Here is a 25,661-nt window from a genome sequence, read left to right on the forward strand (position 1 = left end):
TCGTTCCTTTCGTTAAATTACTGGATGCTGATGCGGATTTGTTGCGACTCGCCGGTCGATCCGGGGATGCGCAGGATATGGGTGCCGGGCTTGATGGCGATAAAGGACAGCTCGGCAGTTCCTTCGTCGTCAAACTCGATGGAATCGATCGCCATCGGGCGGATCTCGATCTTGTTGATGACGATCTCGTTCATCCAGATCGCGCGGAAAAACTCTGATCCCGTCAATGCCAGCTCGGCAGAGCCGTCGGCGGTGATGTTCATCTTGTAATACGCGCCGGATTGCAGGGTCACGTCTTCGCCCAAGGGTTGCCCGGATGCGAGCGTCAGCTCGATCGGCTCGCCACGGTTGCAAGAGGCCAGCAAGCCAGCAAAACCCAGATCGTCACAAAGCGGTGCGGCAATGGCCGGTGCCGAAAGGCAGCAGGCTAAGGCGGCGGCAGGCAGAAGTTTCATTTAGATCTCCTTCAGTTAGGGGTCACGACCACGCCCCAGGGCTGCTGGCCAACCTGCACCGACTTGATCGCCTTTTCGGCAGCGACGTCGATGATGGTAATGTCATTGGAATTGCCGTTTGTTGTCAGCAGGTAAGCCTGGTCCGGGGTGAAGGCCAGTTGCCAGACCCGCTGGCCAACGATGATGTAGTCCAGAACCTCCAGCGTTTCGCCGTCGATCACGGCCACACGGTTGGCCGGCCCGAGTGCCACGAAGATCCGACTGCCATCGCTGGTGACCTTGATCCCCACGGGTTGAAGCCATTCAGGCAGCACCCCCGGCACCTCAAAGCTGATCTTATCGACCAGTGTCGGGGTGCCGTCCGGTGCAATATCCATTACGGAAACCGTACCGCCGATCTCTGCCGAAACGAACAGCCTTGTGCCATCATCGGTGTATTGGGCATAGCGCGGGCGTTGGTCGACCAGCACATTATGCCGGATCTTGTAATCCTCGGTCGAGATGAAATGCGCCATATTCGTCGTCTCTGACGTGTTCACGACCCATTTTGCATCGGGACTGATCGCCATGCCTTCGGGCTCCACGCCCACAGGTACTTCGGCCAGGACTGTGCGCGTTTCGGTATCGGTCACGGTAACAAGGTTGTCATCTTCGTTGGCGATATAGAGATGCCGCCCGGTCGGATCGATGACGAACAGTTCCGGGTCCGGACCAGAGGGCAGGCTTTCCAGTTCTCTGTAGGTTTCGGTGTCGAACACCCGCACGAGGTTATCATCTGACGCACAGACATACAGCTTCCTGCCATCCGGGCTAAGCGTGATGCCGCGGGGCCGGTTGCCGCCGTCAAATTCCTGAATGACTTCCCATGTATCCGTATCGACGACGGTGATGGTGTTGCCGCGCTCGTTCGACACAAACGCCTTGTTCGCCAGTGACGGAGACGCTGCCAAAAGGGCAAGCAGTGAGGTCGCGATCAAGGTTTTCATGCGGAACTCCTGGTCAGTTGAACGAAGTGCACTCGGTTTCGGGACGATCAAGGCCCAGCGTATCCAGCGGTGAAACCTGATGCAGGAACCCTTCCTGCGGGCTGACGCTGACGGTGATCATGCCGTCGTAAAGAAGGATCGGCTGGCGCATCTGGCCATTCCAGTCGCGGAACGTCACCTTTTGCCCCTTGAAGGCCGCCAGTTCGAACGCGTCGGACAGGGCGTAGTCCCGGATCGCTTGCGCATCCACGGTGCTGGCGCGCGTCACAGCCTCGCCGATGACGCGCAGGGCCAGCCAGACGTTGTAGTCCTCGGCATGGGCATAGCGGCCGGACAGCGCCTCGAAACGGGTTTGATATTGGGTCGTGCCCCATGCCTCATGCGCGGCATGAAAGGTCACCGGGCGCAATCCGGCGGACCCCATGACCGGGCGCGGCGAAGACAGATGATACGGCAGATACCGTGCAAAATAATCCGTGCCATCGGCGGCAATCAACACGTCATGCCGCTTGGCACCCTGCGTGAAGGTCGGCAGTTGGCGCTGAACAAGCACATGGCCACTGTCAGTACGCCGCGAGCCGCCAGTATCGGCAAAAACCCGTTCTTCGACGATGTTCAACCCGAATTTGCGCGCCGCGCGCCGGTAGGCATCCGCCAAGGAGGTGTCAGCGTAGTTGGAGCCGGAGACCAGAAACCATTCGTCCCACTTTTTCCAAACCGAAAATTGCGCGATTGCATCGGCCAGCATCAAGTTGGACGGCGCGATATGCAAAAGCGACGCCCGGCACTCTTCGGACCGCAGCGATGCCTCGGGGGCAGTCGCATTCAGAACCAGCGCGTCATCCTGCGCGGCGCGGTCGGTCAGGCGCAGCAGATCACGGCCCTCGGCCATTACGACGATGAGGCGAATGCCGTCTGCAAGGATTTGCTCCAGCGCCGCGTCGGCCTCTTCCGGTGGGACGGCGATCTGCTCCGTCTCGTAGGTATGACCAAGAAAAGTGCCGGTTGTGCCGTTGTCCTCATCTGCCAGCATCGCCCCGGCGAAGCCCAGATCCTCTGGCCGCAGGTCATAGCGCGAAATAGGCAGCAAACGTGGATAATCTATGCGCAGAACGGCCGCTTTCACGTCCAATGCCGACGCGTGACCAGCCAGTCCGACATACAGCAACACCGCCAAAAGCGGAGCGATGATCTGTCTCACGATAACCTCCCTGCGCCCGTTCTGAATTGTCGGGTTTCTTGCCGTTAATCCAAGCAAAACAGACGCGAACTGCAACCGATACCTTTTGTCAGGTTGCAGTGAAGACGGTAACGACTGCACCATGTTCGGCGACTCTTATTTTCTAAGAAAGGCCACATGCGCCGCACATTTGCATTGTTATTGATCGCCTTCGGTTTCCCCGCTTTCGCGGAGGATAGCGTGGCGTTTTTTGGCATCACGCTGCTGGACAATTCCTTGCAGACAGAGGCGCAGGGCCAAGACCCCGCAGAGCTGGTCCGTCTGAACAAGGTCGAGACGCTGATCACAGAGCGCTTTACCGAAGAAGGCTACCGGTTTCTTGATCTTGCCCCCGTGCAGGAAGAGCTGGACCGCATTGTGAACCCGGCCAAATGTTACGGTTGCGATGCGCGGATGGCGATAAAGCTGGGCGCTGATTTTGCGTTGGTGGGCGAGGTTCAGAAAATCTCCAACCTGATCCTTACGATGAACCTGCAACTGCGCGATCCGAAAACGGGCCAGACGGTCAAGGGGCGGGTTGTCGACATCCGTTCCAACACGGACGAATCCTGGCTGCGGGGGATGCGGTACATCCTCAAGACGGCTTTTTTCAACTCGGAGGAAAAATGAAACGACGCGAATTCATGGCGATGACTGCGGTGGCGCTGATGCTACCGGGGCTGGCTGCGGCCCATGGGCCAACCCGTCAAAAAGTGACACTGACCACCGAAGTTGCCGCCGATCCGGCAGAAGTATGGCAGGCCATTGGCAACTTTCAGGACATGAGCTGGCACCCGGCCGTGTTTTCGACCACGGGCGAAGGCGACAACCAGATTGATGCCACCCGCGTTCTGACGCTGGGCGAAGAAGGCGGGCCGACCATTTCGGAGATCCTGTATAAATACAGCGACGAGAAGATGAGCTATTCCTACCGGATCACGGATGTCGCGGTAGAGGTTCTTCCGGTCACCAATTATTCGTCGCACCTGACCGTGAAACCGCTGGATGGCGGCGGGTCGGAGGTTGAATGGCGCGGTGCCTTCTATCGCGGTTATCCCAACAACGATCCGCCCGAAAACCTGAATGACGAAGCCGCGATTGCGGCGGTTTCCGGCGTCTATCAGGCTGGGCTGGATGCGCTGGTCGAGCGGTTTGGCGCGCCGGGTAGCTAAGGCATTCGCGGCGCTCGTCGTCGCGGGCCTGCCTGCGGCGGCGGACACCGCTTTTGTAACCTGCCAGAATGGCGATGCGCTCAGCGTGTTCGATCTGACAAGCGGTGCCGAGACCGCGCGCTGGTCGGTCCCCGGCAAGCCCGCAGGCGTTGCCGTTTCAAAGGACGGTAGAGTGTTTACCGTATCGCCCGACAGCAAAACGGTCCGTCGATACGACAGGGCAGGCACCGTTCAGGCCGAAGCTGCGTTGGATGGCGGCCCTATCGGGATCGCGCATGATATGGCGCGCGGCCGGGTATTTGTGTCCGACTGGTACAATGCGCGCATCTGGGTGCTGTCGGACGACAGACTTGCCCCCATAGCAGAACTGACAACCGGCGCGGCCCCGGCGGGCCTGAGCCTGTCTGAGGACGGGCGCTTTCTGGCCTCGGCCGAACGCGATGCGGATCAGGTTTCGGTCTTCGATGCAGAGACGTTGACGCTTCTGCAACGGATCAAGGTCGGCACACGGCCCTTCGGGCTACGCTTTGCACCGGATGGGCGGTTGTTTGTCGGCAATGTCGGGTCGAATGACCTCAGCATTCTTGATCCTGCCACCGGGTTCATTCTGGCCACGGTGCCGGTGGGGGAACGGCCTTATGGTGTGGCCTTTGCCGCCGGACGCGCCTTTGTCACAAACCAATACGAAAACACGGTCAGCGTGATCGACATGCAAAGCTTGCAGGAAGAGACCCGTATCGAGGTTGGCGAATATCCCGAAGGGATTGATGCCACGGCGGACGGGACGCGGATCGTGGTGGCGAACTGGTTCGATAACACCGCCACGTTGATCGACGCACAAACGCTTTCCGTGCTACAGGTATTGCACACCTGCGACGGCCCCCGCGCCTTTGGTGTGTTTCTTCTGGGAGGAGAAGAATGAAACGTTTTGTATTGAGTGTTGCCCTGATCTGCGCCGCGCTGCCCGTTCTTGCGGGCGAAGGCTGGGAGGCCGTGAAGCACCAACTTTACGAGGGCCGGATACTGAACGAAGGCAATCAGATGATCTCCATCGATGCGCCCTACCGCACGCCGGACGACGCCCGCACACAAATTGCGGCAATGGTCCACGCGCCGCAGAAGATGCTTCTGGGCAAGGTCACGCTGGTCCTGGACGAAAACCCCATGCCGGTCTCGGCCGTGTTCGATTTGGCTGTGCCGCAACCCAGCTTTTTCTTTGACCTGACGATGCGCGTCAACGGACCCACGCCGCTGCATGTCATTGTCGAGACGACCGATGGACAGCTTTGGGTCAAGGACGGGTTCATCAAGACCTCTGGTTCAGGTGCCTGCGCGGCCCCTCCCGGCACCGATCCCGACCTTGCCTTGGCAGCGCTGGGCGAAATGGGGCTGGAGGTCACGCAAATGAGGGCCAGCACCTTCGATCTTGGCCGGACGACACAGCTCAGCAAGCTGGATGTGGATATCTCGCACCCCTCGCATTCGGGCATGCAGATGGATCAGATTTCGCTGCTTTATATCCCGATGCGCTATGTCGAGAATGTGGCAATCGCGCTGGATGGCGCGGACTATGTGAACATGACCGGGTCGATCTCACTTTCAGAGAACCCACGGGTCGGCCTGTCGGTGCCCAGCAACACCCGATCAGTGGACGTGACGATGACAGACACCAAGGCCACGGTCACCAGCGCACATAAAGATCTGTCCGGCAGTGGATCCTAGGGGGCTAGTCTCATAGCCAATAGATGACTGTTGCGGTAAGAGGGATGGCCGAGAGGAATACCTTTGAGCATCTATCGTAGCGTGTCGCCACCCGTCGCGCGTCCTTGAACCTACCGAACATGATCTCGATGCGGTTGCCTTCTTGTACCTGCGTTTGTCGTGTTTGACGGCGTCTTGTGCCGCTTTCGACCGGTGAATCATGCCGCACGACGGAAACCAATAGGTCCTGACCCTAAGCGAGTATCATAACTTCTATGGCGTTCACAAAGGACCCTTTGTTGAACGCTCATCACGAGGTTTTAAGTTAAGGGAGGCGCGAGAAGGTCAAGTTTTGCGTCTCTGCCGAGCTTGGCGCCGATCGCGGGGAAGGGGCGTTCGGGGCAGATATGCTTCGTTCGGGTCAATGGAGCGCCACGCGGCCCGGCAAGGAAGTGCCCGCGTGCGGCTTATCCAGTTGAAACGCGGCGCGCTTCGCGGCAAACAGGGGCTATGCACCCTCAACAGGATTGTCCCAACGTGACCGCTCGCCTTTATCATGTTCCGCTGTCGCCATTTTGCAGAAAAGTGCGGCTGAGCCTCGCCGAAAAGAAGATCGAGGTTGAACTGGTCGAAGAACGCTACTGGGAAAAAGCCCCCGATTTCCTGCGCCGTAACCCGGCTGCCAAGGTGCCGGTGCTGAAATTCGACGGGCGGATGATGGCGGAAAGCTCTGCCATTTGCGAATATATCGAAGAGGTCAGCCCCGAACCGCCGCTGATGCCGCGCTCTGCCGAGAATCGCTATGAGGTGCGCCGTCTGGTCAATTGGTTCGACGACAAGTTCCACAACGAGGTCACCTCGAAGTTGCTGTATGAGCGGGTGAACAAGAAGGTGATGAAGCTGGGCTTTCCAGACAGCCGTAACGTCAAGGACGGGGCCAAGGCGATCAAGTACCATCTGGATTATCTGGCCTGGCTGCTGGAACACCGACGCTGGCTGGCCGGTGAGACGATGACGCTGGCCGATTTTGCCGCCGCCGCGCATTTGTCGTCGCTGGATTATATCTCGGATGTGGATTGGAACCGGTCGGACGTGGTCAAGGACTGGTATGCGAAGATCAAGTCGCGCCCGGCCTTCCGCTCCATTCTGGCCGATCAGGTGTCGGGTTTCCCACCGCCTGCGCATTATTCCAACCTTGATTTCTAAAGGTCTGTTGGGGGCCGGGCGCGTCCTTGGCTTGGCCGTTCAGACAGCCCGAAACACCCATAAGGGGGCCGCGTTGCGATGCAGGATCTCAAGGACAGGCTGATCGCGCAGGCACTGGCCGACGGGTTTGACGCCTGCCGGATTTGCAGGCCGTGGGATGTGCCGCAGGTGGCCGGGCGTCTGGCCGCGTTTCTGGAATCGGGCGCGCATGGCCAGATGGGCTGGCTGGCCGAGCGGTCGCATTGGCGGGGCGATCCGGCGGCTTTGTGGCCCGAGGCGCGGTCGGTCATCATGCTGGCGGAAAATTACGGCCCCTCGCATGATCCGCTTGAGGTGCTGGACCAGCGCGACCGCGCGGCGATTTCGGTCTATGCGCAGAATCGTGACTACCACGATGTGGTCAAGAAGCGGCTCAAGCGGGTCGGGCGCTGGCTGATTGACGCGGCGGCAAAGTCGTCTTCAGAGGCACCGGAAATCAAGGTCTTTGTCGATACCGCGCCGGTGCCGGAAAAGCCGTTGGGCGCGGCGGCGGGGCTGGGCTGGCAGGGCAAGCACACCAATCTGGTCAGCCGCGACTTGGGAAGCTGGTTCTTTCTGGGGTCGATCTTCACGACGCTGAATCTGCCTGCCGACGCGGCAGAGCGTGATCACTGCGGATCCTGCCGGGCCTGTCTGGATGTCTGCCCCACCAATGCCTTTCCCGCGTCCTACCGGCTGGATGCGCGGCGCTGCATTTCCTACCTGACAATCGAACATCACGGCCCGGTGGATGAGGCGTTGCGCCCGCTTCTGGGCAACCGGATCTATGGCTGTGACGATTGTCTGGCGGTCTGTCCGTGGAACAAGTTCGCGCAGACCGCCGCAGAAGTGAAATATCACCCACGGGCAGAGCTTCTGGCACCAAGGCTGGCAGAGTTGGCGGCGCTGGATGATGCGGCATTCCGCGCGCTGTTCAGCGGCAGCCCGGTCAAGCGTATCGGGCGCGGGCGGTTCGTACGCAATGTGCTTTATGCGATTGGCAATTCCGGCGATGCGGAATTGCGCGGCGTGGCGCAGGGGCTTTGCGACGACGCGGATGCCACGGTTGCCGATGCGGCGCGTTGGGCTGTCTCAAGACTGGATTAGGACGCTGGCTTGAAAGCGCCGACCGGAGTGATCCGGCCGACGCCCACAAGGTCGTGTCTTGGGTAACAGAGGGAAAATCTGTTACAACAAGTATGGGCGTAAACGGCTGATAATCAACCTGCCACGCGATTTCGTGATCGAGGTTGCAGCAGAGTTTGAATTTTCCGCGGATGCCCCATTTACCTGTGAGGAGCAATCCACAATGGACAGGCTAGGAGGAAAATCATGGCGAAGTATGAAAAGAACCCCGACGTGATCGCAACGCTCGACCCCGAGCAGTACCGCGTGACCCAGCAGGATGGCACGGAACGGCCCGGCACCGGGGCCTATCTGTCCAACAAGGAACCGGGGATATATGTCGATATCGTCAGCGGAGAGCCGCTGTTTGCCAGTTCCGACAAGTATGAAAGCGGCTGCGGCTGGCCCAGCTTCACCAAGCCGATCGAACCTGCGCATATCGGTGAGTTTCGGGATGTCTCGACGGGGATGGTCCGGACCGAGGTCCGCTCGGCCCATGGCGACAGCCATCTGGGACATGTGTTTCCGGACGGGCCGCAAGACCGAGGCGGGCTGCGCTATTGCATCAACTCGGCCTCGCTGCGCTTTGTCCACCGCAACGACATGGAGGCCGAAGGCTACGGCGAATATCTGGATCAGGTGGAGGATGTGGCATGACTGAACGCGCTGTACTGGCGGGGGGCTGCTTCTGGGGCATGCAGGATCTGATCCGCAAGCTGCCGGGGGTGGTGTCCACCCGCGTCGGCTATACCGGTGGGGATGTGCCCAATGCGACCTATCGCAACCACGGCACCCATGCCGAAGGGATCGAGATCACGTTCGATCCGGCGAAAACCAGCTACCGGCAATTGCTGGAGGTGTTTTTCCAGATCCACGACCCGACCACGCTGAATCAACAGGGCAATGACAGGGGGCTAAGCTACCGCTCGGCGATCTACTATTGCTCCGAAGACCAGCGCGCCGAGGCGCTGCGTACCATCGCCGATGTCGAGGCGTCGGGCCTGTGGCCGGGCCGCGTGGTGACCGAAGTGGAGCCGGTCGGCGACTTCTGGGAAGCCGAGCCAGAGCATCAGGACTATCTGGAACGCATCCCCAACGGCTATACCTGCCACTTCCCCCGCCCCGACTGGGTGCTGCCGAAACGATCCGCGGCGGAGTAGGGAGAGTTTCAGCCTTAGGTGCGGGAGGGCGACGTCTCAGTGCTCTGCGTGATCTTTAGTCGTTTGACTGGAACTGTCGTTCGTCCCAAAACGTAGTCGCTCTACCGCTCGAGAAATGCTTGTTATCAGCTTTGCAAAGCCTGAACTTCCGCCTTGGGTTATTGCGTAGAATATCCCCAGCGCAATGATGGTGCCGAAACCGATGTGTCCAAGGGCTACCGCCAGTGTGAGAACGCAAAGAATCGCGATCGCCGCGCCCGTGGAAAGAAACATTGAAGAATAAGCTTGGACTTTGCCGAACTTAAACCTCTCAGCACGCATTTCTGTTGCGTCATGCTCGCTCGCCTCGTTCATGCGCTTGACGAAACCGGGATCGTGCTTCTCGATTTCGGCGATCAGAAGATCAGGGCGATCCGTGTAGTTGCTGATTTGGGCGAGATAAAAGTTACCCATCTCGCTTTCGTGACCGTCACTAGATCGCTCGGGTCCAAGGAGTTCTCCATTCGCGGCAGATTGCTCGCCTGACGTAGAGGCCCCGTCGTCAGAATTATCAGTCAAAAGTCAAGCTTTCACTTGCATTGCGCGCAACGCCTTTACAAGCGAACGATGCAGTCGTATCGGAAGTTCCTGAAATTCAACGGCAGGAGTATACACACTGAGTCGTTCCCAGTTGTTTTCCGCCAACTCCGGATCTAGTGTCACGCAATGCGCAAAGAAACGTTGACTGCTAAATCCTCGGTCATCTGACGTGTGGGGTACACGCACGCGGTCAAATTTCTTACAATCTCGCGACGTCGTGCCGACATATTTTTCCAGTACAGACATTGATCGCTCCATCTTTCTTCCACACTTGCATCTAACGGGACGAAATTTCTATTCTCACTTACTCAAGATCCATTGCGCCGAGAAGTACATTTAGTCACTACAATAGAAATTACACCTTTACCACAGATTAACAACGCGTGAACATCTTGTGTTGTTCCACAACCGGTCATGGGGTTCCCACCTAAGCCGACGAAAGACAATTTTTGTGACGCAAATAGAAGTGTATATCATACTGAACTTGAGGGCTCAACTGTAAGAAAAAATGAGCAAACTACGGTTGTGGTCCAGGCTGTTAACGTGCGTCGCGCGGCATCACGAGGGTTTTCGATAGCGATACGCGCGTGTGGATGCCCCATTCATCCCGGAAGGACAGCGAACGGACCATCGTTGGTGATAGAACTGTAGAGGAATTCCGCGCTCTCTCGCTAGACCAGATTTGGCCAGAAACCACATAACTTGGATTGAACCAATCCTGCGCCGTCGTGGGTTCAAAGCGCAGCGGCGACCCTTGTGCCTTGGTTGATGGCGCGTTTGGCGTCGAGTTCGGCGGCGACGTCGGCACCGCCGATCACATGGCAGGGGATGCCTTCGGCCTCCAGCGCGTCGGCAAGACTGCGGTCGGATAGCTGGCCTGCGCAAAGAACGATGGTGTCGCAGGCGATCAGTTCGGGCCGCTCGCGCGCTTCGCCGTACGAGATGTGCAGGCCGTCCGCGTCGATACGCTCGTAATTCACGCCCGCCTTCATATCGACCGATTTCATTTGCAGCCCGGCGCGGTGGATCCAGCCGGTGGTCTTGCCCAGCCGCTTGCCCGGGCGTTCGGATTTGCGCTGCAGCAGCGTGACCTGACGCGCGGCGGGGTCGGGCTGCGGTCCTTCGGGGGCAAGGCCGGCACGGGCTTTTTCAGGGTCGGTGACGCCCCATTCGCGCATCCATTCGGGCAGGTCTGTGGTGGGGCTGTCCGTTGTCACGAGGAACTCGGCCACGTCAAAGCCGATGCCGCCCGCGCCGATCACGGCGACACGCTTGCCGACAGGGGCGCCGTTCAGGACGTCGATATAGGTCAGCACATTGGGGCCGTCCTGACCGGGGATTTGCGGATCGCGCGGGATGACGCCGGAGGCGATGATGATCTCGTCAAAACCGGCCAGCGTGGCGGTGTCGGCCTCGGTTTCCAGCCGGGTGGTGACGCCCGCCTCTGTCAGCATGGTGCGATACCAATCGACAAGACCCCAGAATTCCTCTTTGCCCGGCACCTGTTTGGCCATGTTGAGCTGGCCGCCGATTTCCAAGGCGCGGTCGATCAGGGTAACATCGTGGCCGCGCGTCGCTGCCGTGATCGCTGCGGACAGGCCCGCGGGGCCGGCACCGACGACGGCCACGCTGCGCGGGCGTTGGGTGGGTGTAATCGTCAGTTCGGTTTCATAGCAGGCGCGCGGGTTGACCAGACAGGTCGAGATCTTGCCGTTGAATGTGTGATCCAGACAGGCCTGATTGCAGGCGATGCAGGGCGCGATTGTATCGGCGCGGCCCTCGGCGGCCTTGCGCACGAAATCCGGGTCAGCGAGGAACGGCCGCGCCATGGAGACCATATCGGCGCAGCCCTCGGCCAGAACGGATTCCGCCACATCGGGCATGTTGATCCGGTTGGAGGTGATGACGGGAATGCCGACCTTGCCCATCAGCTTTTTCGTGACCCAGGCAAAGGCGGCGCGGGGGACAGAGGTGGCGATGGTGGGAATGCGCGCCTCGTGCCAGCCTATGCCGGTGTTGAGGATCGTGGCACCCGCAGCCTCGATGGCCTTGGCCAGCTGCACGACCTCGGCATGGGTGGAGCCGTTGGGCACGAGGTCGATCATCGACAGCCGGTAGATCAGGATGAAATCCGGGCCGACAGCCTGCCGCACGCGGCGGACAACCTCGACCGGCAGGCGCATGCGGTTCTCGTAGGAGCCGCCCCAGCGGTCCGTCCGCTTGTTGGTGTGGGTGACAAGGAACTGGTTGAGGAAATACCCCTCGGACCCCATGACCTCGACCCCGTCATAGCCTGCTTCCTGAGCGCGGGTGGCAGAGGTCACGATGTCTGCGATCTGCTTTTCGATGCCGTCCTCGTCCAACTCCTTGGGCGGGAAGGGAGAGATTGGCGATTTCACCGCGCTGGGGGCCACGCAGTCGGGGCTGTAGGCATAGCGGCCCGCATGCAGGATCTGCATGGCGATCTTGCCGCCCGCATCATGGACCCGGTCGGTGACGATGCGGTGGTTGGTGATGTCCTCGGGCGTGTAAAGCCCGGCGGCTCCGGGGAAAACGCCGCCTTCGGGGTTGGGGGCCATGCCGCCGGTGACCATCAGCGCCACACCGCCACGGGCGCGGGCGGCGTAGAATTCCGCGACCCGGTTCCAGTCCTTGGTTTCCTCCAGCCCGGTATGCATGGACCCCATCAGCACGCGGTTCTTCAGCGTGGTAAAGCCAAGATCGAGCGGTGACATCAGGTGCGGATAATCGGTCATGGTGGGGCTCCCTTGTTGCGGCGCATCACACCCGATCGAGGCCGCGTTGTCACCGTCAAACGCTGCGTCACCGTCTGGGGCTTCGGCGTTTCCATGTCGCGAACAATACATGCAATCAACATGGCATTGGCGCATTTGCGCCTGATTTGTTCTGCAAGACCGTTCCTGTCAAACACATAAGGGAACATCGCATGGACCGATTGTCGGAAATGGAGGCTTTCGCCACGGTCGTGGATCAGGGCGGGTTCACCGATGCGGCGCGCAAGCTGGGCGTGTCAAAATCCGCGGTATCGAAACATGTGTCTTCGTTGGAGGCTCGGCTGGGTGCGCGCTTGCTGAACCGGACCACGCGGCGCGTCAGCCCGACAGAGATCGGCCTTGCCTACTACGACCGCGCCCGCCGCGTGCTGAATGACGCGGGCGAGGCCGATGCCCTGGTCACGTCGATGCAGTCGGCACCCTCGGGTCTGTTGCGGATCAGTGTGGCCACGGATTTCGGGGTCAATCGCCTGTCGCCCGTGCTGGGCGCGTTCCTGTCGGAATTTCCCGACATCACCGTCAATATGGTGCTGAACAACCGATATGTAGAGCTGATCTCGGAAGGGTTCGACATGGCGGTGCGGATCGGCGACCTAGAGGACAGCACCCTGCGCGCCCGCAAGCTGACGACGACTGCGCAAAGCATGATCGCCAGTCCGGACTATTTCCGAAAATACGGTCGGCCGCAAAAGATCGACGATCTGACCGAACACAAATTGCTGCACTATTCGAACCAGTCCGGGGGGAATGTCTGGAAGGTGACCGCACCCTCGGGCGAAAAGCGTCAGATACGCACCGCCGGGTGGTTAAGCGTCAATGACGGACAGTCACTGCTGAACGCAGCGATTTCCGGGCTGGGCATCGCTTATTTGCCTGCCTTCCTTTACGCAGATGCGATGGCGCGGGGGCTGGTCGAGGATGCGATCCCAGACCTGCCCGCCGAAACGCTGGACATATACGCGGTCTATCCGCCGGGTCGGTTTACCCAGCCCAAGGTCCGCGCCTTCATGGATTTCCTCGTGCATGAGTTCGGACAGAAAGGTCCGACGGATTGGTGACAAAACCATCCGCGAGGAGCGAAGTTTTAACGAGTGGTATGTTTAATAGCAGGAGTGGTGAAGAGTGAATTGAGTGATGAGTGGAATGGTGACGAGTGACCTGTTTGCAAGGTTGAGGTGCCCCGGTTCTGCCGGGGCACTTTCTCGCGCGAATGCCGGATTTCAGGCCGTCTCTGAAGATGCGCGCGTAATATTATTTCGGCAGAAGCACGGCCTCGACGCGGCGGTTTGCTTCGCGCCCGCTATCGGTCAGGTTGCTGGCGATCGGCGCGAGGTATCCCATGCCTGCGGCATCCAGCCTGCTTGCGGAAATCTCATACGCGCTGACCAGCCGGTCCTTGACCGATGCCGCCCGCCTGCGGGACAGCGCAACATTGATCTCCAGTGACCCGGTGGCATCTGTGTGACCCACCAGCACGATCCGGCGGTCTGGATTGGCGCGAAGATATGCGGCCAGAGCTTCGAGAGAGGCGAAATTGCCAGTGCCAAGCGCGGCAGCGCCGGTGTCAAAGATCAGATCGGTCAGGATGACGTGACCATTGCTGTCCAGCGAGTTCGCGATGTCTCCGGGGGCGTCCGGGGGCGCGGTGACTGCACCTGTCGTGGTCGGTTGCGCGGCAGACGTGCCGATCTGCGGCGCGGCGTCCGCCCCCGGTGCCGTGACGCGAATGACCTGCACGAAACCGGCGGCGGCGCTGCGGCTGACCAGCAGGCTGAGATGTTCGGTCTGATCGGGTGCGGCGGCGGCAAGAAAACGATAATCGGTAAGGTCGACATACATGGCCGGGCCGGGCAGCACCTCTGTCCCGAAGCGGAAGTCGAACCCGCCACAGGCGGCCGCGGCGCATTCAAAGAGCACATCATAGCCCTGATCCGCGATTTGCTGCCGCAACGGGGCAAGGATTTGCAAGGTGGTAACGCCCACGCCGCCTACCCGGAATGCCTGCCGCGAGATTTGTCCTTCGAGCCGTTGCGCAGGCACGGTGGTTCCGTCCCACGGGGCGATCGGCAGGCGGTAACTGTCCAGCGTGACGACCGTTTCTGCGGTGTTCCGGCTGCCCGTGGGCAGGTCGAGGACAATCGCGGCTTTGCCGGGCATGGCAAGCACGCTGGCTGCTGCGAGGATCAGGAATGGCCAAAGCGGCCTAGCGCGATTGCGCGTGATAGTCGTCATTTGGTCGCATATCTGTGGCGCTGGCCACGCGGTTGGTCATGTTGAAGAACCCGGTCACATTGGCGATGTCCCAGATGTCACGATCAGAAAAGCCGACATCGCGCAGGGTTTGCCGGTCGGGCTCCTCGATCTCGGCGCTGGCGGTTGTTGCCTTGGCGGCAAAATCCAGCATGGCGCGGGTGCGCGCATCCAGCGGGGCCACGCGGTAGTTCATTACCAGCATCTCGCCCAGCTTCGGATCGCCCGACAGATCGCGGACGGCTTGCCCATGCGCCGTCAGGCAATAATAGCAGCGGTTGATGGAGGAGACGACCACGGCGATCATCTCGCGCTCCAGCTTGGTCAGGCCACTATCCGCCAGCATCAGGTCGTTATAATGCGTGGTAAAGGCGTTCAGCTTGTCGATGTCGAACGCGTGGGCGCGCAGCACATTCGGCACCATCCCCAGCTTCTCCTGGCAAATGTCGAAGTATTTCTGCGTTGCGGGTGGCAGCGGGTCGATCATGGGCAGGTCGAGGGCAGTGGGGCTGTCTGGGTTGGTCATGTGTCAGGGCGTCCGGTCGTCAGGGTGAATGCGGTAATGGTACTGTCCCACAAGCGCGAAGCCCATGGAAATATATAATTGGTTGGCGGCATCGTTGGTTCGTACGCACAGGGCCGAAATCTGCTCGGCACGCTGCGCGCGTGCCCATCGTGCAGCGTGGCGCATCAGCCAGCGGGCAGAGCCATGGCGGCGCTGGGCGGGACGCACATGCAGCGCGTGGACCATGGCCATGCCGTCATGCACCGCGACATAGCCGACGCCGGAGGGGTGATCATTGGCGCGACCGAACAGGCCCGTCTTTGGGCATTTGCAACGCTGCATCACCGCAATCCGGTCGGCGAAAACGTCGCCCTCGGCCCATATCTCGCGCATGATGGCGAGGGGTTCCCAGATGTTGAAGGTAGTGACAGGCGGGATCGGCCGGTCGTCAATCAGGCCGACCGGGGCCACATAGAGGTTCACCGGGTCGATGATCCGATAGCCGCGCGCGTCAAGCGCGTCATCCAGCGCGGTCTCACCCTGCCGGACCATGAACAGGCGCGGCTGGTTCAGCGCCCGCATGTCGGCCTCGGCGGTTTGAAAATCGGCACCGCTGAATGCGGCCTCGGCCGTGGTGGCGCAGACGCGCTTGCCGCCACCTGCGCCATCGCGGATCGTCCAGGGGCCACGGCACCAGTGACGCGCAGCGGGCCAGGTTGCCTCTGTCACCGCATGGATCCGCTGCGCCGCGTCGGTCATTCGGGGAACAGATCAGACAGCTTCGTCATGGCGGCATCGATCTGGGTGCCATCCGTGCCCCGGATCACGATGTTCGATCCGTGAGCACCGTCCTTCTGGAACGGATAAGAGCCGATCATCAGGTCGGGATACTCCTTCGCCAGTTCAAAGAGCGGCCCGGCAATCTCGCCTTCCCCCTGATTGATCCGCAAGGTCTGGCTGAGCAGCGGCGCACCCCCGGTCAGCGTGGGCAGTATGCTGGCCACCATCGACTCGAAAATCGACGGGACGCCTGCCATGACATGTACGTTTTCCAGCGTGAAGCCGGGCGCGACAGAGACAGGATTTTCGATCAGCGTGGCACCGTCGGGGATGCGGGCCATGCGCAGGCGCGCCTGATTCAACTCTGAGCCGGTGCGCTCGTAATGCGCGGCCAGAAGGGCGCGGGCGTCGTCGCGGACATCAATGCTGCGGTCGAACGCGGCGGCAATGCAATCGGCGGTAATGTCATCATGCGTGGGGCCGATGCCGCCCGAGGTGAAAATGTGGTCATACGCAGCCGACAGGTGCTTGACGGCCGCCACGATGGCCGCGTGATCGTCCGAGACCATGCGCGCCTCTTTCAAGTCAATGCCGTGTTTGGTCAGTTCGCCGGCCAGATAGTGCATGTTGCTGTCGCGGGTCCGCCCCGAGAGGATCTCGTCCCCGATGACAAGCATTGCGGCGGTTGGGTTTGCCATGCGCAGGACTCCTTGGCTGGTGTTCATGCAGGTATAGGCCGCGCCAGTTGGCTTTCAAACCCCGCAAGTGTGAATGCGTCAAAAGCATGCTGTCGAAGCAGGGCGCTGTGGTGTCTTTGGGCCTGGAGAGCGGCCGGGTGCCGTGATGGCAGGCTGGGTGAACTCCGGTTTTGTCGATAAACACGGTCCAGGTGCCAGATCGCGTCCGGCTTTGACGGCAAGGGGCCGGCACCCCCACGAGAGGTGTTGATGTCGCTGGCTTCAGGCAATATCAGCTTTTCAAACGTCCAGTCGGGGGATCTGTAGATGGCATCAATACGACAGGCCCGCGCCCGCGAAACCAGCGTCGATCTGGTTTTCAATCACCTTTACGAACAGATCCTGACGCTGGAGCTTTTGCCGGGTGACAAGATTTCCGAAGCCGAGATTGCATCGAAGTTCGGCGTGTCGCGTCAGCCGGTCAGGGATGCGTTCAACCGGCTTGTCAGCCTCGATCTTCTGGTGTCACGCCCGCAGCGCGCGACAGAAGTAAAGCGGATCTCACTGCGCGAGATTGCCAAATCGCGTTTTGTCCGGGCCGCGGTTGAGGCCAAGGTGCTGCGGCTGGCTGCATTGAATTGTGACAGCGAAGGTTCCAAGCTTTTGAAAACGCATATTGAAAAGCAGGTCAAGGCGGTTGAGACGTCCGATATTGCCGCCTTCGGTGTGCTTGATTACGGATTCCACGAAGTCCTGTGCGGTATCGCGAAGACGGATTTCGCTTTTGAGGTTATCGCGGAAGAAAAGGCCAAGGTTGACCGGCTGTGCCTGCTTGGCCTGACCACGGGCGACCGGATGCCGGAACTGCTGAACGACCACAAAACCATCGCGCTTGCAGTGGAACAGGGCGATGCCGATGCCGCGGTCGAAGCCGGAATGATACATCTGACGCGGCTGGACGAGACGATCAATTCGGTCTGCGAGACGCGTGCACGGTATTTCGATCTGTAGCACAAGCGCTTGCAAGCTGATCAAAGTTCCGAAAGGCAGTAATTGCAGACTGTGCAAGCAGGGCGTGCCTCTGGCATTGCCGATATATTATGCTATATTGCGACGGCAATTTAGAAATGACGGAGCAATGGCTTGAAAATGGACACACGCGGTCGGCTGACGCGGGACGGGATTCGCATTTATGATCACGGCGATTTCGCCGGGATGCACAAGGCCGGTGCCTTGGCTGCGCGTATTCTGGACGAGGTTGCCGATCTGGTGCAGCCCGGCGTGTCCACAGGGGCGTTGGATGCATTTATCGAAGAGCAGGTGAATGCCGCCGGGGCGATTTCCGCCACCATCGGCTACAAGGGGTACAAACACGCCAGCTGCATCAGCGTGAACCATGTTGTGTGTCATGGCATCCCCGGTGAAAAGCTGCTGAAGGATGGCGATATTCTGAACATCGACGTCACGGTGATTGTTGACGGTTGGTTTGGCGATACGAGCCGGATGTATGTCGCGGGCAAGCTGAGCCGCAAGTCAGAGCGGTTGATCCAAGTCACCCATGATGCCCTGATGAAGGGCATCGAGGCGGTCAAACCCGGCAATACGTTCGGCGACATAGGCCACGCGATTCAGGCCTATGTCGAGGCGCACCGGATGAGCGTCGTGCGCGATTTCTGCGGGCACGGGCTGGGCCGGGTGTTCCATGCGCCGCCGAACGTGCTGCATTACGGCCGTCCTGGCACGCGTGAGCAGCTGGAAGAAGGCATGATCTTCACGATCGAGCCGATGGTGAATCTGGGCCGTCCGGAAACCAAGGTTCTGTCAGACGAATGGACAGCCGTGACACGGGACAAATCGCTTACGGCGCAGTTCGAACATTCCGTGGGTGTGACCTCTGACGGGGTCGAGGTGTTTACCTTGTCACCCGGCGGGCTGTTCCATCCGACCTACGCGGCCAGCTGAACAGCCCTATAGGCGGATCACTCGGCTTCGTAGCTTACGGCGCGCCGGTACAGGTGCCACGTTGCGTGGCCCAGCACCGGCAATACGACGATCAGACCCAGAAAAAACGGGATGCTGCCAAGTGCCAGCAGGACCGCGACTGTCAGCCCCCAGCCTGCAACCGCAACCGGATTGCGGCGGCAGACAGCCACCGAGGTCATCACGGCGACGGGCAAGCCGATCTTTCGGTCAACGATCATCGGAAATGTGGTCAGGCTGACGACCAGAACAGCCAGCGCGAAGACAAAGCCCACAGCAAAGCCGAGAATGATCATCGTCCAGCCCGGCCCCGTGCGCAGCACGTCTGTCAGAAAAGCACTGGCAGAGACCGGGGCGGCCGGGCCAAGCGTTGCGTCATAGATGACGACGGCGGCGTACATCCACAGAATGAACAGGCCCAGCAGATACGCGCCCAGCGTCAGGACGCGCCCCATGATGTCCGAGCGGAACAGAGATAGGACGTTGTTCCAGCCTGCATCCTGCCCGGCCTCGCGGCGGCGGCTCAGTTCGTAGAGCCCGATACCGGCGACGGGACCAAGCAGCGCAAAGCCGGCGGCCATCGGAAAGATCATCGTCATCAGACCCCGATTGAAGGCCATATAGGCCAGCGCGATGCCGATCAGCGGATACAGCACGACCAGAAAAACCACATCGCTGCGGAAATGGGTGAAATCATCCATGCCGGATCGCAACGCCGCGCGGACATCACCCATGGTGATGTCGTTGACCACCGGGAGGGATTTGCTTTCGCCGCCGACGGATTCCGCCGCGTGGCCAAGGCTTTGGCCCGTGCCACGCAGAACATTTGCGGCCCAGCTAAGGGGATTGCCGATTGTTTGCGCCATGATGTCCTCCTTCTTGCGGGAAAGAGCCTTTGGCGCGGTCCGGTCCGCTTGGTTTCAAGCGGGCGTGGCCGCGTTGGCCCTGACCTTGAAGTCACGATAACAGAAAAACGCTGTCAAAGCAGTCACTTTCCGGGGAGGACGCAGCTCAGGCCATGCCGTGGCGATGCCGTCAGGCACCGCTTGGCGGGCCTCAGGGGGTAAACTGCCAGAGGGCGGGAACGAAACGGTGCGTTCCGCCGTCGCGCATGATGTGTCCGACACCGGGAAAGGGGAAGTGATAGCCCAGAACGGCGATACGGTCGGCGGCGGCCATGTCGGTCAGCCGCCTGCGGGTGGCCACGGTCGTCTCGCCGTCCATGTCAAAGGCGTTATACCAGTCGGGATGCGCGAAATTCATATAGGCATGGGTCATGCTGTCACCGAGTGCCATGAGTTGTCTGCCGCCGCTCTCGACCACCACGCTCATATGCCCCGGCGTGTGGCCGGGCGTGTCGATGACGCGGAGGCCGGGGGCGATCTGTTGATCGTTCGAGGCGAGCGTCCATTCCAGCCCGTCTGCCGTGATCGAATTCACCGCGCCGAGAACAAATTGCTGCATCTCCGCCGGAACCTGATTTACCAGTTCGTCCTGCATCCAGTAGGCGTGTTCTGTTTCGCCAATGATGTATTCCGCATCCGGCAGGATCGGTTCGTCAAAATCGTCTCGGATTCCCCAGATATGATCGGGATGGGCATGGGTGATGACGACATGGGTGATGGTGCCGGGGTCGATGCCGGCAGCCTCCATATTGGTCAGGAGCCTGCCTGCGGTGTCCATGAACCGGGACCCAGAGCCTGTATCCACAAGCACGCGGGCCTCGCCCAGTTCCACATAAAGATGGTTGGTGTGGGAATAGTTTTCTTCTTGGGAAAGGAAGTGCTGTTCCAGAAAGGTCTGTACCTCCGCCGGGTCGGCATTCACGCCCAGCCCGGTTGCGGGGGTGGTGAAGAACCCGTCTGACAGCACGGTGATGCGTGCCTCGCCCAGAGTAAAACTGAAATGACCGGGATTGGTTGTTTCCGGCGCGCCGAGTTGTGCCCGCGCCATCGCGGCAGGCAGGGCGAAGGCGGGCATCGCCGCGGCGAGTCGCAGCATGTCCCGGCGGGTGGGGCGGTGAAGCGTCATGGTATCCTCCCATTCATATCATTGAATGCATCTTGGCATGGGAGGCGCGCAGGGCCAAGTGTGTCGATGCCCTGTCAGGGCGGAGGCCTTTTGGCTGGGTTTGGGAGTGAGGGGCCGGCCCCTCACACTCCCCGGAGTATTTTCGCCAATGAGAATGGGAAGAATCTTTATCGGGTACCGTCAGGTGGGGGCGGTCAGCAGGGTGATGTGGCTGTCGCCGTAGGGCCGGGATTCGAGCAGGGCGAAATCCGCAGGGGGGCTTTGTGGCGTGTTTTCCTCCCATACGATCAGCGCGCCGGGGGCGAGCCAGCCCTGCGCCTGCGCAGATGCAAGGGCGGCTTCGCCCATCGCTTTGCCGTAGGGCGGGTCGAGAAAGACAAGCGCTGCGGGATAAGGCGCAGGCGGCAGGCGGCGGGCGTCGCGGGCAATGAGCTTGGTTTGCGGCTCTGCCTTGAGAAGGGTGATGTTCTGGCGGATCAGCGTCTGCGCCTTGCGGCCACTATCGGCAAAGCTGACATGGGACGCGCCGCGCGACAGCGCCTCCAGCCCCAGAGCGCCCGTGCCGGCAAAGAGGTCGAGCACATGCGCGTCTGTGATCGGATCGCCAAAGCGGCCGCCGGTCAGCATGCCGAACAAGCTTTCGCGGACGCGGTCGGTTGTGGGGCGCAGATGCGCGCCAGTGTCACCCTTGCCAACGCTGGCCAGGGCGCGGCCGCGGTGGATGCCCGCGACGATCCTCACGCTTTCAGCAGGGCCTTGAGGTCGGATGCAGGATCTGCGACCGTAGCGGCACCCGGCGATTTCCCCATCTCTATCAGGCGTTTGCCGACCATGTAGGCGCGGGCGTCATTCATCGCGTCAATGGCCAGAAGCCTGTCGCCTGCGTAGTACCAGAATGACATGCCATCGCCGGTCCCTTTACGGGTCACGATGCGGTCGTAGCCGCTGTTCAATCCGGCGATTTGCAGTTTGCAATCGTACTGATCGGACCAGAACCAGGGTTTCGCCTGATAGGGGCTATCCGCCCCCATGATGTTATCGGCCACGCATTCGGCCTGATCAATGGCATTGCCAACGCTTTCCAGCCGTACGCGGCCGCCATTATGAGGGAAGGACGCGCAATCGCCGGCGGCCCAGATCGCGGGATCGGAGGTGCGGCCCAGTGCGTCGGTGTGGATGCCGTTGTCGATGGTCAGTCCGGCAGCCTTGGCCAGTCCGGTCGCGGGGGTGATGCCGACGCCGACGATCACGAAATCCACGTCGGGATGGCTGCCATCTGTCAGCTCTGCGCCGGTGACTTTGCCTTCGCCCGTCAGGCGGGTCAGGCCGATGCCTTCGCGAATGTCGACACCGTGGCTGCGGTGCAGGTTGCGAAAAAAGTCGGAGGTTTCGGGGGCAGCGACGCGTTGCAGGATGCGGTCGGCCATTTCGACCAACGTGACGGTCAGACCCAGTTTGGCAGCCACAGAGGCGGCCTCCAGCCCGATATAGCCGCCGCCTACGATCAGTACGCGGGCATTCTGGCGAAAGCGTGGTTCCATCGCGTCGACATCGGCCTTGGTGCGGACCACGCAGACACCGTCCAGGTCGCCACCTATGCTGGCAGGCAGCCGACGCGGTTCCGACCCGGTGCACAGGACAAGATGATCATAGGTCAGCGCGCCATCTTCAAGCTGTACCGTGCGGCTGGCCGCGTCGATGCCGGTGATGGTGGTGCCGGTGCGTAGGTCAATTGCGTTTTCGGCATAATACGCCTCGGGGCGCAGCAGCAGGCGGTCGGCGTCCATCTCGCCCATCAGATAGGCCTTGGAGAGCGGCGGCCGCTGATAGGGGGGCAAAGGCTCTGCGCCCAGCAGGGTGATTTTACCGTCGAACCCCTTGGTGCGCAGCCGTGCGACCAGGGATGATCCGGCCTGGCCCGCCCCGATGACTACCACATGCGACATGATCCGCCCTTTCAGAATGTGTTTGCTGCCTCAAGGGAGCAGCCTATAACGGCAGGGACCGATAACGCAATTCACGGAGACCACTCAAGATGGCAATTTCTCAAGGCGAAAACCTTCCCGATGCGAGTTTGCTGCGGATCGGCGCAGAAGGCCCAGAGCAGGTCGCGTTGGCAGAGCTGACAAAAGGCCGCAAAGTTGTGCTATTCGCGGTGCCGGGTGCCTATACGCCGACCTGCCATTCCGCGCATGTGCCCAGCTTCACCCGCAATGCAGATGCGTTGAAGGCCAAGGGCGTGGACGAGATCATCTGCGTCAGCGTCAATGACCCGTTCGTGATGAAGGCCTGGGGCGAGGCGACGGGTGCCGAGGCGGCGGGTCTGACTTTGCTGGCGGATTCCGAGGGCAGTTTTACCAAGGCCATCGGCATGGATTTTGACGCGCCACCCGCAGGCTTGTTGGGGCGCAGCCAGCGCTACGCGATGCTGGTTGAGGATGGGGTGGTCAAGGTGCTGCATCTTGAGGAATCGCCGGGCGTTTGTGAGGTCTCGGGCGGCGAGGCAATGCTGGCGGCGCTCTGACCCGGATCAACGAATAGTGGGACGGCCCGGCATCTCCTGCCGGGCCGCTTTCCCTCCGGGTGCCGGGCCGCGCTTTTGATCCTTGCGCGGCGGGTCAAGACGCATATGTCCACAGCAACGCCGAGCCTGTTATTTCGGCCCTATTCGGCGGCCTGTATCATGGTCCGCGTCGGGAAGGGGATAGAGACTCCGGCTTCGTCCAGCGCCTCTTTGACCTTGCGCTTCATGTCCGCCTGATACTGAAAATAATCGGCGGACGTGACCCAGACCCGCACCAGAAAATCGACCGAGAAATCGCCCAGATTGTTGACCTGAATGAAGGGTTCCGGGTCGGTCATGGACCGCGGGTCGGCCATGATCGTTTCGCGTATGACCGTCTCTGCCGTTTTCAGGTCAGACCCGTAGCTGACCCCGAAGACCCATTCCGAGCGCCGGGTATGGTAGATCGAATAGTTGGTGATGATGTTTCCCCAAACCTCGGAATTGGGAACGATGATCTGGGTGTTGGACAGGCCGGCCAGTTCGATCGTGTTCAGTGTGATGTCCTTGACGGTGCCCATGACGCCCGCCACTTCGACAAAATCGCCCAGTTTGATGGGGCGAAAGATGATGATCATCACCCCCGCCGCGACGTTGGACAGCGTGCCCTGCAAGGCCAGACCCACGGCCAGACCGGCCGCACCGATTGCCGCCACGATCGAGGTTGTCTGCACGCCGAACGTGTTCAGCACGAACAGTGCGGCGAACCCCAGAATGATGTAACGCGCAATGTTGCCAAGGAAGTGAAACAGGGTTTGGTCCAGGCGCGCATGCCGTTCTGACACTTTCACGATGCGCCGTTTGACCCAGCTGCCGATCAAAAGCCCGACAAACAGGATCAGAAAGGCGGCAAGGACGTTGCCGACGACGCTTGCAAGAAATTCCAGTGTCAGCAGGTCCGACAGCGATTTGCCACCGTAGATTTCGGTGTTCAATAACGAATTGAGCGAGTTCATGTCTTATCCGGCCAGTTGATCCATCTTGCGGGCGAGCTTGGCATCCAGCGACGACAGCCCGTCCACGTCATGTGTTGTAAGCGTAACCTTGACCGTGTTGTAGGTATTTTGCCATTCTGGGTGATGGTTCCATTTTTCCGCCCAAATCGCGGCTTGCGTCATCCAGCCGAACGCGCTGACAAAACTGTCAAATTTGTAGGTCTTGGAGATCGCGTCGCGGTCCTCGTCCAGGGTCCAGCCCGCTTCGGTGAGTGCGGGCAGCATGGTCTTGCGCCCGGTATCGCTGAGTTTCTCTGTCATTGCTGTTCCTCGATTTTGGCTTTTCTGAAGGGGCCATAGCTGGTCAGGATCTCGATATCTTCGCTGACGGCAGCCCTTTCGGCGTCCAGGTAACGCGCGATTGCATCGGCAAATCCACGGTCGCCCACCCAATGCAGAGAATGGGTTTCGACGGGCAGATAGCCACGCGCCAGTTTGTGTTCGCCCTGTGCTCCGGCCTCGACCCGGCTCAGGCCCATGGTGATGGCAAGGTCGATGGCCTGATAGTAGCACAATTCGAAATGCAGGCAGGGATGATGTTCCGTGCAGCCCCAGTATCGTCCGTAAAGCGTATCCCTACCGATGAAATTCAACGCCCCCGCGACGTCTACGCCGTCACGGGTGGCGAAGACCAACGCAATATCGTCCCGCATGGTTGCATGCACGATCTCAAAAAATTCGCGGGTCAGGTAGGGGGTGCCCCATTTGCGCGCGCCGGTGTCCTGATAAAACGTCCAGAACGCATCCCAATGATGCGGCTGGATGTCATCGCCGGTCAATGTGCGGATCTCGCCACCAAACCCCTGCGCCTGTTTGCGCTCCTTGCGGATTGCCTTGCGTTTGCGGCTGCTGAGACTGGCGAGAAATCCGTCGAAATCCGTGTAATCTGCGTTCAGCCAGTGAAACTGCTGCGACGTCCGGGACATCAAACCCATTTGCTGCCCGGCCTCGGCTTCTTCTTCGGTGCAAAAGGTGATGTGCAACGACGACAGGTCGTTATCCGCCGCCAGTTGCACAGCACCTTGCACAAGCGCTGCCATCCCGGTCTCGGCATGGCCGGGACGCGTCAGCAACCGCCGTCCCGTTGCGGGTGTGAAGGGCACTGCGATCTGGAGTTTGGGGTAGTAATGCCCGCCTGCACGCTCATAGGCATGGGCCCAATTGTGATCGAAAATATATTCGCCCTGGCTGTGCGATTTCACATAAAGCGGGGCGGTGGCGATCACGGTACCGTCGATATTTGCCGCAAGGTAGCGCGGCTCCCACCCTGTGCGCGGCCCGACAGAGCCGCTGTCTTCCAGCGCCTTGAGAAAGCGATAGGTGGTAAACGGGTCGCGCGGACGCCCAGTGCTGGCCTCGGGGCAGGCGCAGGCGTCCCATGCGTCTTCGCCGATCTGCGCCAGCGATTCGACAACGTTGATCTCTATGGTCTGCCCGGTCATATCGTCCCCGTTTCAACCGCTT

29 protein-coding genes and 1 pseudogene are annotated in these 25,661 nt (G+C 60.5%); 12 read left to right on the forward strand and 18 right to left on the reverse strand.

Features of this window, described 5'->3' with window-relative positions; genetic code table 11:
• Positions 1 to 17: 17 nt before the first annotated feature.
• Genes B8991_RS05580 through B8991_RS05590 form a run of 3 tightly spaced genes read right to left on the reverse strand, consistent with a single transcriptional unit; the run spans position 18 to position 2,642 of the window.
• A complete protein-coding gene (locus tag B8991_RS05580) occupies positions 18 to 455 on the reverse strand; it encodes a cupredoxin domain-containing protein (protein WP_084351218.1) in 438 nt (145 codons plus the stop codon).
• A gap of 11 nt (positions 456 to 466) precedes the next feature.
• Positions 467 to 1,441, reverse strand: a complete 975-nt coding sequence (locus tag B8991_RS05585; RefSeq protein WP_084351220.1) for a YVTN family beta-propeller repeat protein — start codon at positions 1,439 to 1,441, stop codon at positions 467 to 469.
• 13 nt (positions 1,442 to 1,454) lie between these two features.
• On the reverse strand, positions 1,455 to 2,642 hold the full coding sequence (locus tag B8991_RS05590; RefSeq protein WP_235866557.1) for an ABC transporter substrate-binding protein: 1,188 nt from the start codon (positions 2,640 to 2,642) through the stop codon (positions 1,455 to 1,457).
• 156 nt (positions 2,643 to 2,798) lie between these two features.
• Here B8991_RS05590 and B8991_RS05595 point away from each other — a divergent pair, with 156 nt between their 5' ends.
• From B8991_RS05595 to B8991_RS05610, 4 genes are read left to right on the forward strand one after another with little or no spacing between them, the layout of a single operon-like run.
• Positions 2,799 to 3,290, forward strand: coding sequence for a DUF3280 domain-containing protein (locus B8991_RS05595; protein WP_084351224.1), 492 nt, complete (start codon positions 2,799 to 2,801; stop codon positions 3,288 to 3,290).
• Complete coding sequence (locus tag B8991_RS05600; protein ID WP_084351226.1) at positions 3,287 to 3,832, forward strand: SRPBCC family protein; 546 nt, start codon at positions 3,287 to 3,289, stop codon at positions 3,830 to 3,832. Before B8991_RS05595 ends, B8991_RS05600 begins: the two co-directional genes overlap by 4 nt.
• On the forward strand, positions 3,744 to 4,754 hold the full coding sequence (locus tag B8991_RS05605; protein ID WP_328588470.1) for a YncE family protein: 1,011 nt from the start codon (positions 3,744 to 3,746) through the stop codon (positions 4,752 to 4,754). The genes B8991_RS05600 and B8991_RS05605 overlap by 89 nt, the downstream gene beginning before the upstream one ends.
• A complete protein-coding gene (locus B8991_RS05610) occupies positions 4,751 to 5,554 on the forward strand; it encodes a quinoprotein dehydrogenase-associated SoxYZ-like carrier (protein ID WP_084351230.1) in 804 nt (267 codons plus the stop codon). The genes B8991_RS05605 and B8991_RS05610 overlap by 4 nt, the downstream gene beginning before the upstream one ends.
• Positions 5,555 to 5,564: 10 nt before the next feature.
• Here B8991_RS05610 and B8991_RS05615 read toward each other — a convergent pair.
• Positions 5,565 to 5,722, reverse strand: a pseudogene (locus B8991_RS05615) (transposase); the annotation flags it as partial.
• Positions 5,723 to 6,043: 321 nt separating this feature from the next.
• Between B8991_RS05615 and fzlA the strand changes: the two are divergent.
• From fzlA to msrA, 4 genes are all read left to right on the forward strand, one after another.
• Entirely contained in the window at positions 6,044 to 6,739 is a 696-nt protein-coding gene (gene fzlA / locus B8991_RS05620; RefSeq protein WP_084351231.1) for an FtsZ-binding protein FzlA, read from the forward strand.
• A gap of 78 nt (positions 6,740 to 6,817) precedes the next feature.
• Positions 6,818 to 7,864 (forward strand): tRNA epoxyqueuosine(34) reductase QueG, encoded by a 1,047-nt coding sequence (queG, locus tag B8991_RS05625; RefSeq protein ID WP_084351232.1) that lies wholly within the window; start codon positions 6,818 to 6,820, stop codon positions 7,862 to 7,864.
• Between the two features lie 225 nt (positions 7,865 to 8,089).
• Entirely contained in the window at positions 8,090 to 8,539 is a 450-nt protein-coding gene (msrB, locus tag B8991_RS05630) for a peptide-methionine (R)-S-oxide reductase MsrB (RefSeq protein ID WP_084351234.1), read from the forward strand.
• A complete protein-coding gene (msrA, locus tag B8991_RS05635; RefSeq protein ID WP_084351236.1) occupies positions 8,536 to 9,042 on the forward strand; it encodes a peptide-methionine (S)-S-oxide reductase MsrA in 507 nt (168 codons plus the stop codon). The genes msrB and msrA overlap by 4 nt, the downstream gene beginning before the upstream one ends.
• A gap of 36 nt (positions 9,043 to 9,078) precedes the next feature.
• Here the strand turns inward: msrA and B8991_RS05640 are convergent, their stop codons facing one another.
• From B8991_RS05640 to B8991_RS05645, 3 genes are all read right to left on the reverse strand, one after another.
• Complete coding sequence (locus B8991_RS05640; RefSeq protein WP_084351238.1) at positions 9,079 to 9,495, reverse strand: hypothetical protein; 417 nt, start codon at positions 9,493 to 9,495, stop codon at positions 9,079 to 9,081.
• 108 nt (positions 9,496 to 9,603) lie between these two features.
• Positions 9,604 to 9,867 carry a hypothetical protein gene (locus tag B8991_RS21025; protein ID WP_143514499.1) on the reverse strand — a complete coding sequence of 88 codons (264 nt, stop codon included), beginning with the start codon at positions 9,865 to 9,867 and terminating at the stop codon, positions 9,604 to 9,606.
• A gap of 488 nt (positions 9,868 to 10,355) precedes the next feature.
• On the reverse strand, positions 10,356 to 12,377 hold the full coding sequence (locus B8991_RS05645) for an NADPH-dependent 2,4-dienoyl-CoA reductase (protein ID WP_084352144.1): 2,022 nt from the start codon (positions 12,375 to 12,377) through the stop codon (positions 10,356 to 10,358).
• A 191-nt stretch (positions 12,378 to 12,568) separates the two neighbouring features.
• On the opposite strand from B8991_RS05645, the gene B8991_RS05650 reads away from it, so the two are divergent.
• Positions 12,569 to 13,474 carry a LysR family transcriptional regulator gene (locus B8991_RS05650; RefSeq protein WP_084351240.1) on the forward strand — a complete coding sequence of 302 codons (906 nt, stop codon included), beginning with the start codon at positions 12,569 to 12,571 and terminating at the stop codon, positions 13,472 to 13,474.
• Between the two features lie 193 nt (positions 13,475 to 13,667).
• On the opposite strand, the gene B8991_RS05655 is transcribed toward B8991_RS05650, so the two are convergent.
• From B8991_RS05655 to B8991_RS05670, 4 genes are read right to left on the reverse strand one after another with little or no spacing between them, the layout of a single operon-like run.
• Positions 13,668 to 14,648: an OmpA family protein gene (locus tag B8991_RS05655; RefSeq protein ID WP_179141433.1), complete on the reverse strand. Its 981-nt coding sequence runs from the start codon at positions 14,646 to 14,648 to the stop codon at positions 13,668 to 13,670.
• Positions 14,620 to 15,192 (reverse strand): peroxidase-related enzyme, encoded by a 573-nt coding sequence (locus tag B8991_RS05660; protein ID WP_084351244.1) that lies wholly within the window; start codon positions 15,190 to 15,192, stop codon positions 14,620 to 14,622. Before B8991_RS05660 ends, B8991_RS05655 begins: the two co-directional genes overlap by 29 nt.
• A 3-nt stretch (positions 15,193 to 15,195) precedes the next feature.
• Positions 15,196 to 15,930 (reverse strand): GNAT family N-acetyltransferase, encoded by a 735-nt coding sequence (locus B8991_RS05665; RefSeq protein ID WP_084351246.1) that lies wholly within the window; start codon positions 15,928 to 15,930, stop codon positions 15,196 to 15,198.
• Positions 15,927 to 16,649: a competence/damage-inducible protein A gene (locus B8991_RS05670; RefSeq protein ID WP_084352146.1), complete on the reverse strand. Its 723-nt coding sequence runs from the start codon at positions 16,647 to 16,649 to the stop codon at positions 15,927 to 15,929. Before B8991_RS05670 ends, B8991_RS05665 begins: the two co-directional genes overlap by 4 nt.
• A 306-nt stretch (positions 16,650 to 16,955) precedes the next feature.
• On the opposite strand from B8991_RS05670, the gene B8991_RS05675 reads away from it, so the two are divergent.
• Together B8991_RS05675 and map are read left to right on the forward strand one after the other, a co-directional pair.
• Positions 16,956 to 17,639 (forward strand): GntR family transcriptional regulator, encoded by a 684-nt coding sequence (locus tag B8991_RS05675; RefSeq protein ID WP_084351248.1) that lies wholly within the window; start codon positions 16,956 to 16,958, stop codon positions 17,637 to 17,639.
• A gap of 138 nt (positions 17,640 to 17,777) precedes the next feature.
• Positions 17,778 to 18,590: a type I methionyl aminopeptidase gene (gene map, locus B8991_RS05680; RefSeq protein ID WP_084351250.1), complete on the forward strand. Its 813-nt coding sequence runs from the start codon at positions 17,778 to 17,780 to the stop codon at positions 18,588 to 18,590.
• 17 nt (positions 18,591 to 18,607) lie between these two features.
• On the opposite strand, the gene B8991_RS05685 is transcribed toward map, so the two are convergent.
• From B8991_RS05685 to B8991_RS05700, 4 genes are all read right to left on the reverse strand, one after another.
• The gene (locus B8991_RS05685) at positions 18,608 to 19,474 is read right to left on the reverse strand and encodes a DUF2189 domain-containing protein (RefSeq protein WP_084351252.1); all 867 of its coding nucleotides are present in this window, start codon (positions 19,472 to 19,474) and stop codon (positions 18,608 to 18,610) included.
• A 190-nt stretch (positions 19,475 to 19,664) separates the two neighbouring features.
• Positions 19,665 to 20,639: an MBL fold metallo-hydrolase gene (locus B8991_RS05690; protein WP_084351254.1), complete on the reverse strand. Its 975-nt coding sequence runs from the start codon at positions 20,637 to 20,639 to the stop codon at positions 19,665 to 19,667.
• Positions 20,640 to 20,819: 180 nt separating this feature from the next.
• Positions 20,820 to 21,380: a 16S rRNA (guanine(966)-N(2))-methyltransferase RsmD gene (gene rsmD / locus B8991_RS05695; RefSeq protein WP_084351256.1), complete on the reverse strand. Its 561-nt coding sequence runs from the start codon at positions 21,378 to 21,380 to the stop codon at positions 20,820 to 20,822.
• On the reverse strand, positions 21,377 to 22,585 hold the full coding sequence (locus B8991_RS05700; RefSeq protein ID WP_084351258.1) for an NAD(P)/FAD-dependent oxidoreductase: 1,209 nt from the start codon (positions 22,583 to 22,585) through the stop codon (positions 21,377 to 21,379). The genes rsmD and B8991_RS05700 overlap by 4 nt, the downstream gene beginning before the upstream one ends.
• A gap of 89 nt (positions 22,586 to 22,674) precedes the next feature.
• Between B8991_RS05700 and B8991_RS05705 the strand changes: the two genes are divergently transcribed.
• Positions 22,675 to 23,163: a peroxiredoxin gene (locus B8991_RS05705; protein WP_084351260.1), complete on the forward strand. Its 489-nt coding sequence runs from the start codon at positions 22,675 to 22,677 to the stop codon at positions 23,161 to 23,163.
• Positions 23,164 to 23,303: 140 nt separating this feature from the next.
• On the opposite strand, the gene B8991_RS05710 is transcribed toward B8991_RS05705, so the two are convergent.
• Genes B8991_RS05710 through B8991_RS05720 form a run of 3 tightly spaced genes read right to left on the reverse strand, consistent with a single transcriptional unit; the run spans position 23,304 to position 25,639 of the window.
• A complete protein-coding gene (locus B8991_RS05710) occupies positions 23,304 to 24,158 on the reverse strand; it encodes a mechanosensitive ion channel family protein (RefSeq protein WP_084351262.1) in 855 nt (284 codons plus the stop codon).
• Positions 24,159 to 24,161: 3 nt separating this feature from the next.
• Entirely contained in the window at positions 24,162 to 24,458 is a 297-nt protein-coding gene (locus B8991_RS05715; RefSeq protein ID WP_084351265.1) for a 4a-hydroxytetrahydrobiopterin dehydratase, read from the reverse strand.
• Positions 24,455 to 25,639 (reverse strand): GNAT family N-acetyltransferase, encoded by a 1,185-nt coding sequence (locus B8991_RS05720; RefSeq protein ID WP_084351267.1) that lies wholly within the window; start codon positions 25,637 to 25,639, stop codon positions 24,455 to 24,457. Before B8991_RS05720 ends, B8991_RS05715 begins: the two co-directional genes overlap by 4 nt.
• Positions 25,640 to 25,661: the final 22 nt, after the last annotated feature.

This window comes from Primorskyibacter flagellatus (assembly GCF_900176485.1).
GTDB classification, from domain to species: Bacteria; Pseudomonadota; Alphaproteobacteria; order Rhodobacterales; family Rhodobacteraceae; genus Primorskyibacter; species Primorskyibacter flagellatus.

Bases quoted from the DNA above. Each gene is read 5' to 3' on its own strand.
- B8991_RS05580 (WP_084351218.1), bottom strand. From the start codon at position 455: ATGAAACTTCTGCCTGCCGCCGCCTTAGCCTGCTGCCTTTCGGCACCG.
- B8991_RS05585 (WP_084351220.1), bottom strand. From the start codon at position 1,441: ATGAAAACCTTGATCGCGACCTCACTGCTTGCCCTTTTGGCAGCGTCT.
- B8991_RS05595 (WP_084351224.1), top strand. From the start codon at position 2,799: ATGCGCCGCACATTTGCATTGTTATTGATCGCCTTCGGTTTCCCCGCT.
- B8991_RS05600 (WP_084351226.1), top strand. From the start codon at position 3,287: ATGAAACGACGCGAATTCATGGCGATGACTGCGGTGGCGCTGATGCTA.
- B8991_RS05605 (WP_328588470.1), top strand. From the start codon at position 3,744: ATGACGAAGCCGCGATTGCGGCGGTTTCCGGCGTCTATCAGGCTGGGC.
- B8991_RS05610 (WP_084351230.1), top strand. From the start codon at position 4,751: ATGAAACGTTTTGTATTGAGTGTTGCCCTGATCTGCGCCGCGCTGCCC.
- fzlA (WP_084351231.1), top strand. From the start codon at position 6,044: ATGCACCCTCAACAGGATTGTCCCAACGTGACCGCTCGCCTTTATCAT.
- queG (WP_084351232.1), top strand. From the start codon at position 6,818: ATGCAGGATCTCAAGGACAGGCTGATCGCGCAGGCACTGGCCGACGGG.
- msrB (WP_084351234.1), top strand. From the start codon at position 8,090: ATGGCGAAGTATGAAAAGAACCCCGACGTGATCGCAACGCTCGACCCC.
- msrA (WP_084351236.1), top strand. From the start codon at position 8,536: ATGACTGAACGCGCTGTACTGGCGGGGGGCTGCTTCTGGGGCATGCAG.
- B8991_RS05640 (WP_084351238.1), bottom strand. From the start codon at position 9,495: ATGGGTAACTTTTATCTCGCCCAAATCAGCAACTACACGGATCGCCCT.
- B8991_RS21025 (WP_143514499.1), bottom strand. From the start codon at position 9,867: ATGTCTGTACTGGAAAAATATGTCGGCACGACGTCGCGAGATTGTAAG.
- B8991_RS05645 (WP_084352144.1), bottom strand. From the start codon at position 12,377: ATGACCGATTATCCGCACCTGATGTCACCGCTCGATCTTGGCTTTACC.
- B8991_RS05650 (WP_084351240.1), top strand. From the start codon at position 12,569: ATGGACCGATTGTCGGAAATGGAGGCTTTCGCCACGGTCGTGGATCAG.
- B8991_RS05655 (WP_179141433.1), bottom strand. From the start codon at position 14,648: ATGACGACTATCACGCGCAATCGCGCTAGGCCGCTTTGGCCATTCCTG.
- B8991_RS05660 (WP_084351244.1), bottom strand. From the start codon at position 15,192: ATGACCAACCCAGACAGCCCCACTGCCCTCGACCTGCCCATGATCGAC.
- B8991_RS05665 (WP_084351246.1), bottom strand. From the start codon at position 15,930: ATGACCGACGCGGCGCAGCGGATCCATGCGGTGACAGAGGCAACCTGG.
- B8991_RS05670 (WP_084352146.1), bottom strand. From the start codon at position 16,649: ATGGCAAACCCAACCGCCGCAATGCTTGTCATCGGGGACGAGATCCTC.
- B8991_RS05675 (WP_084351248.1), top strand. From the start codon at position 16,956: ATGGCATCAATACGACAGGCCCGCGCCCGCGAAACCAGCGTCGATCTG.
- map (WP_084351250.1), top strand. From the start codon at position 17,778: ATGGACACACGCGGTCGGCTGACGCGGGACGGGATTCGCATTTATGAT.
- B8991_RS05685 (WP_084351252.1), bottom strand. From the start codon at position 19,474: ATGGCGCAAACAATCGGCAATCCCCTTAGCTGGGCCGCAAATGTTCTG.
- B8991_RS05690 (WP_084351254.1), bottom strand. From the start codon at position 20,639: ATGACGCTTCACCGCCCCACCCGCCGGGACATGCTGCGACTCGCCGCG.
- B8991_RS05700 (WP_084351258.1), bottom strand. From the start codon at position 22,585: ATGTCGCATGTGGTAGTCATCGGGGCGGGCCAGGCCGGATCATCCCTG.
- B8991_RS05705 (WP_084351260.1), top strand. From the start codon at position 22,675: ATGGCAATTTCTCAAGGCGAAAACCTTCCCGATGCGAGTTTGCTGCGG.
- B8991_RS05710 (WP_084351262.1), bottom strand. From the start codon at position 24,158: ATGAACTCGCTCAATTCGTTATTGAACACCGAAATCTACGGTGGCAAA.
- B8991_RS05715 (WP_084351265.1), bottom strand. From the start codon at position 24,458: ATGACAGAGAAACTCAGCGATACCGGGCGCAAGACCATGCTGCCCGCA.
- B8991_RS05720 (WP_084351267.1), bottom strand. From the start codon at position 25,639: ATGACCGGGCAGACCATAGAGATCAACGTTGTCGAATCGCTGGCGCAG.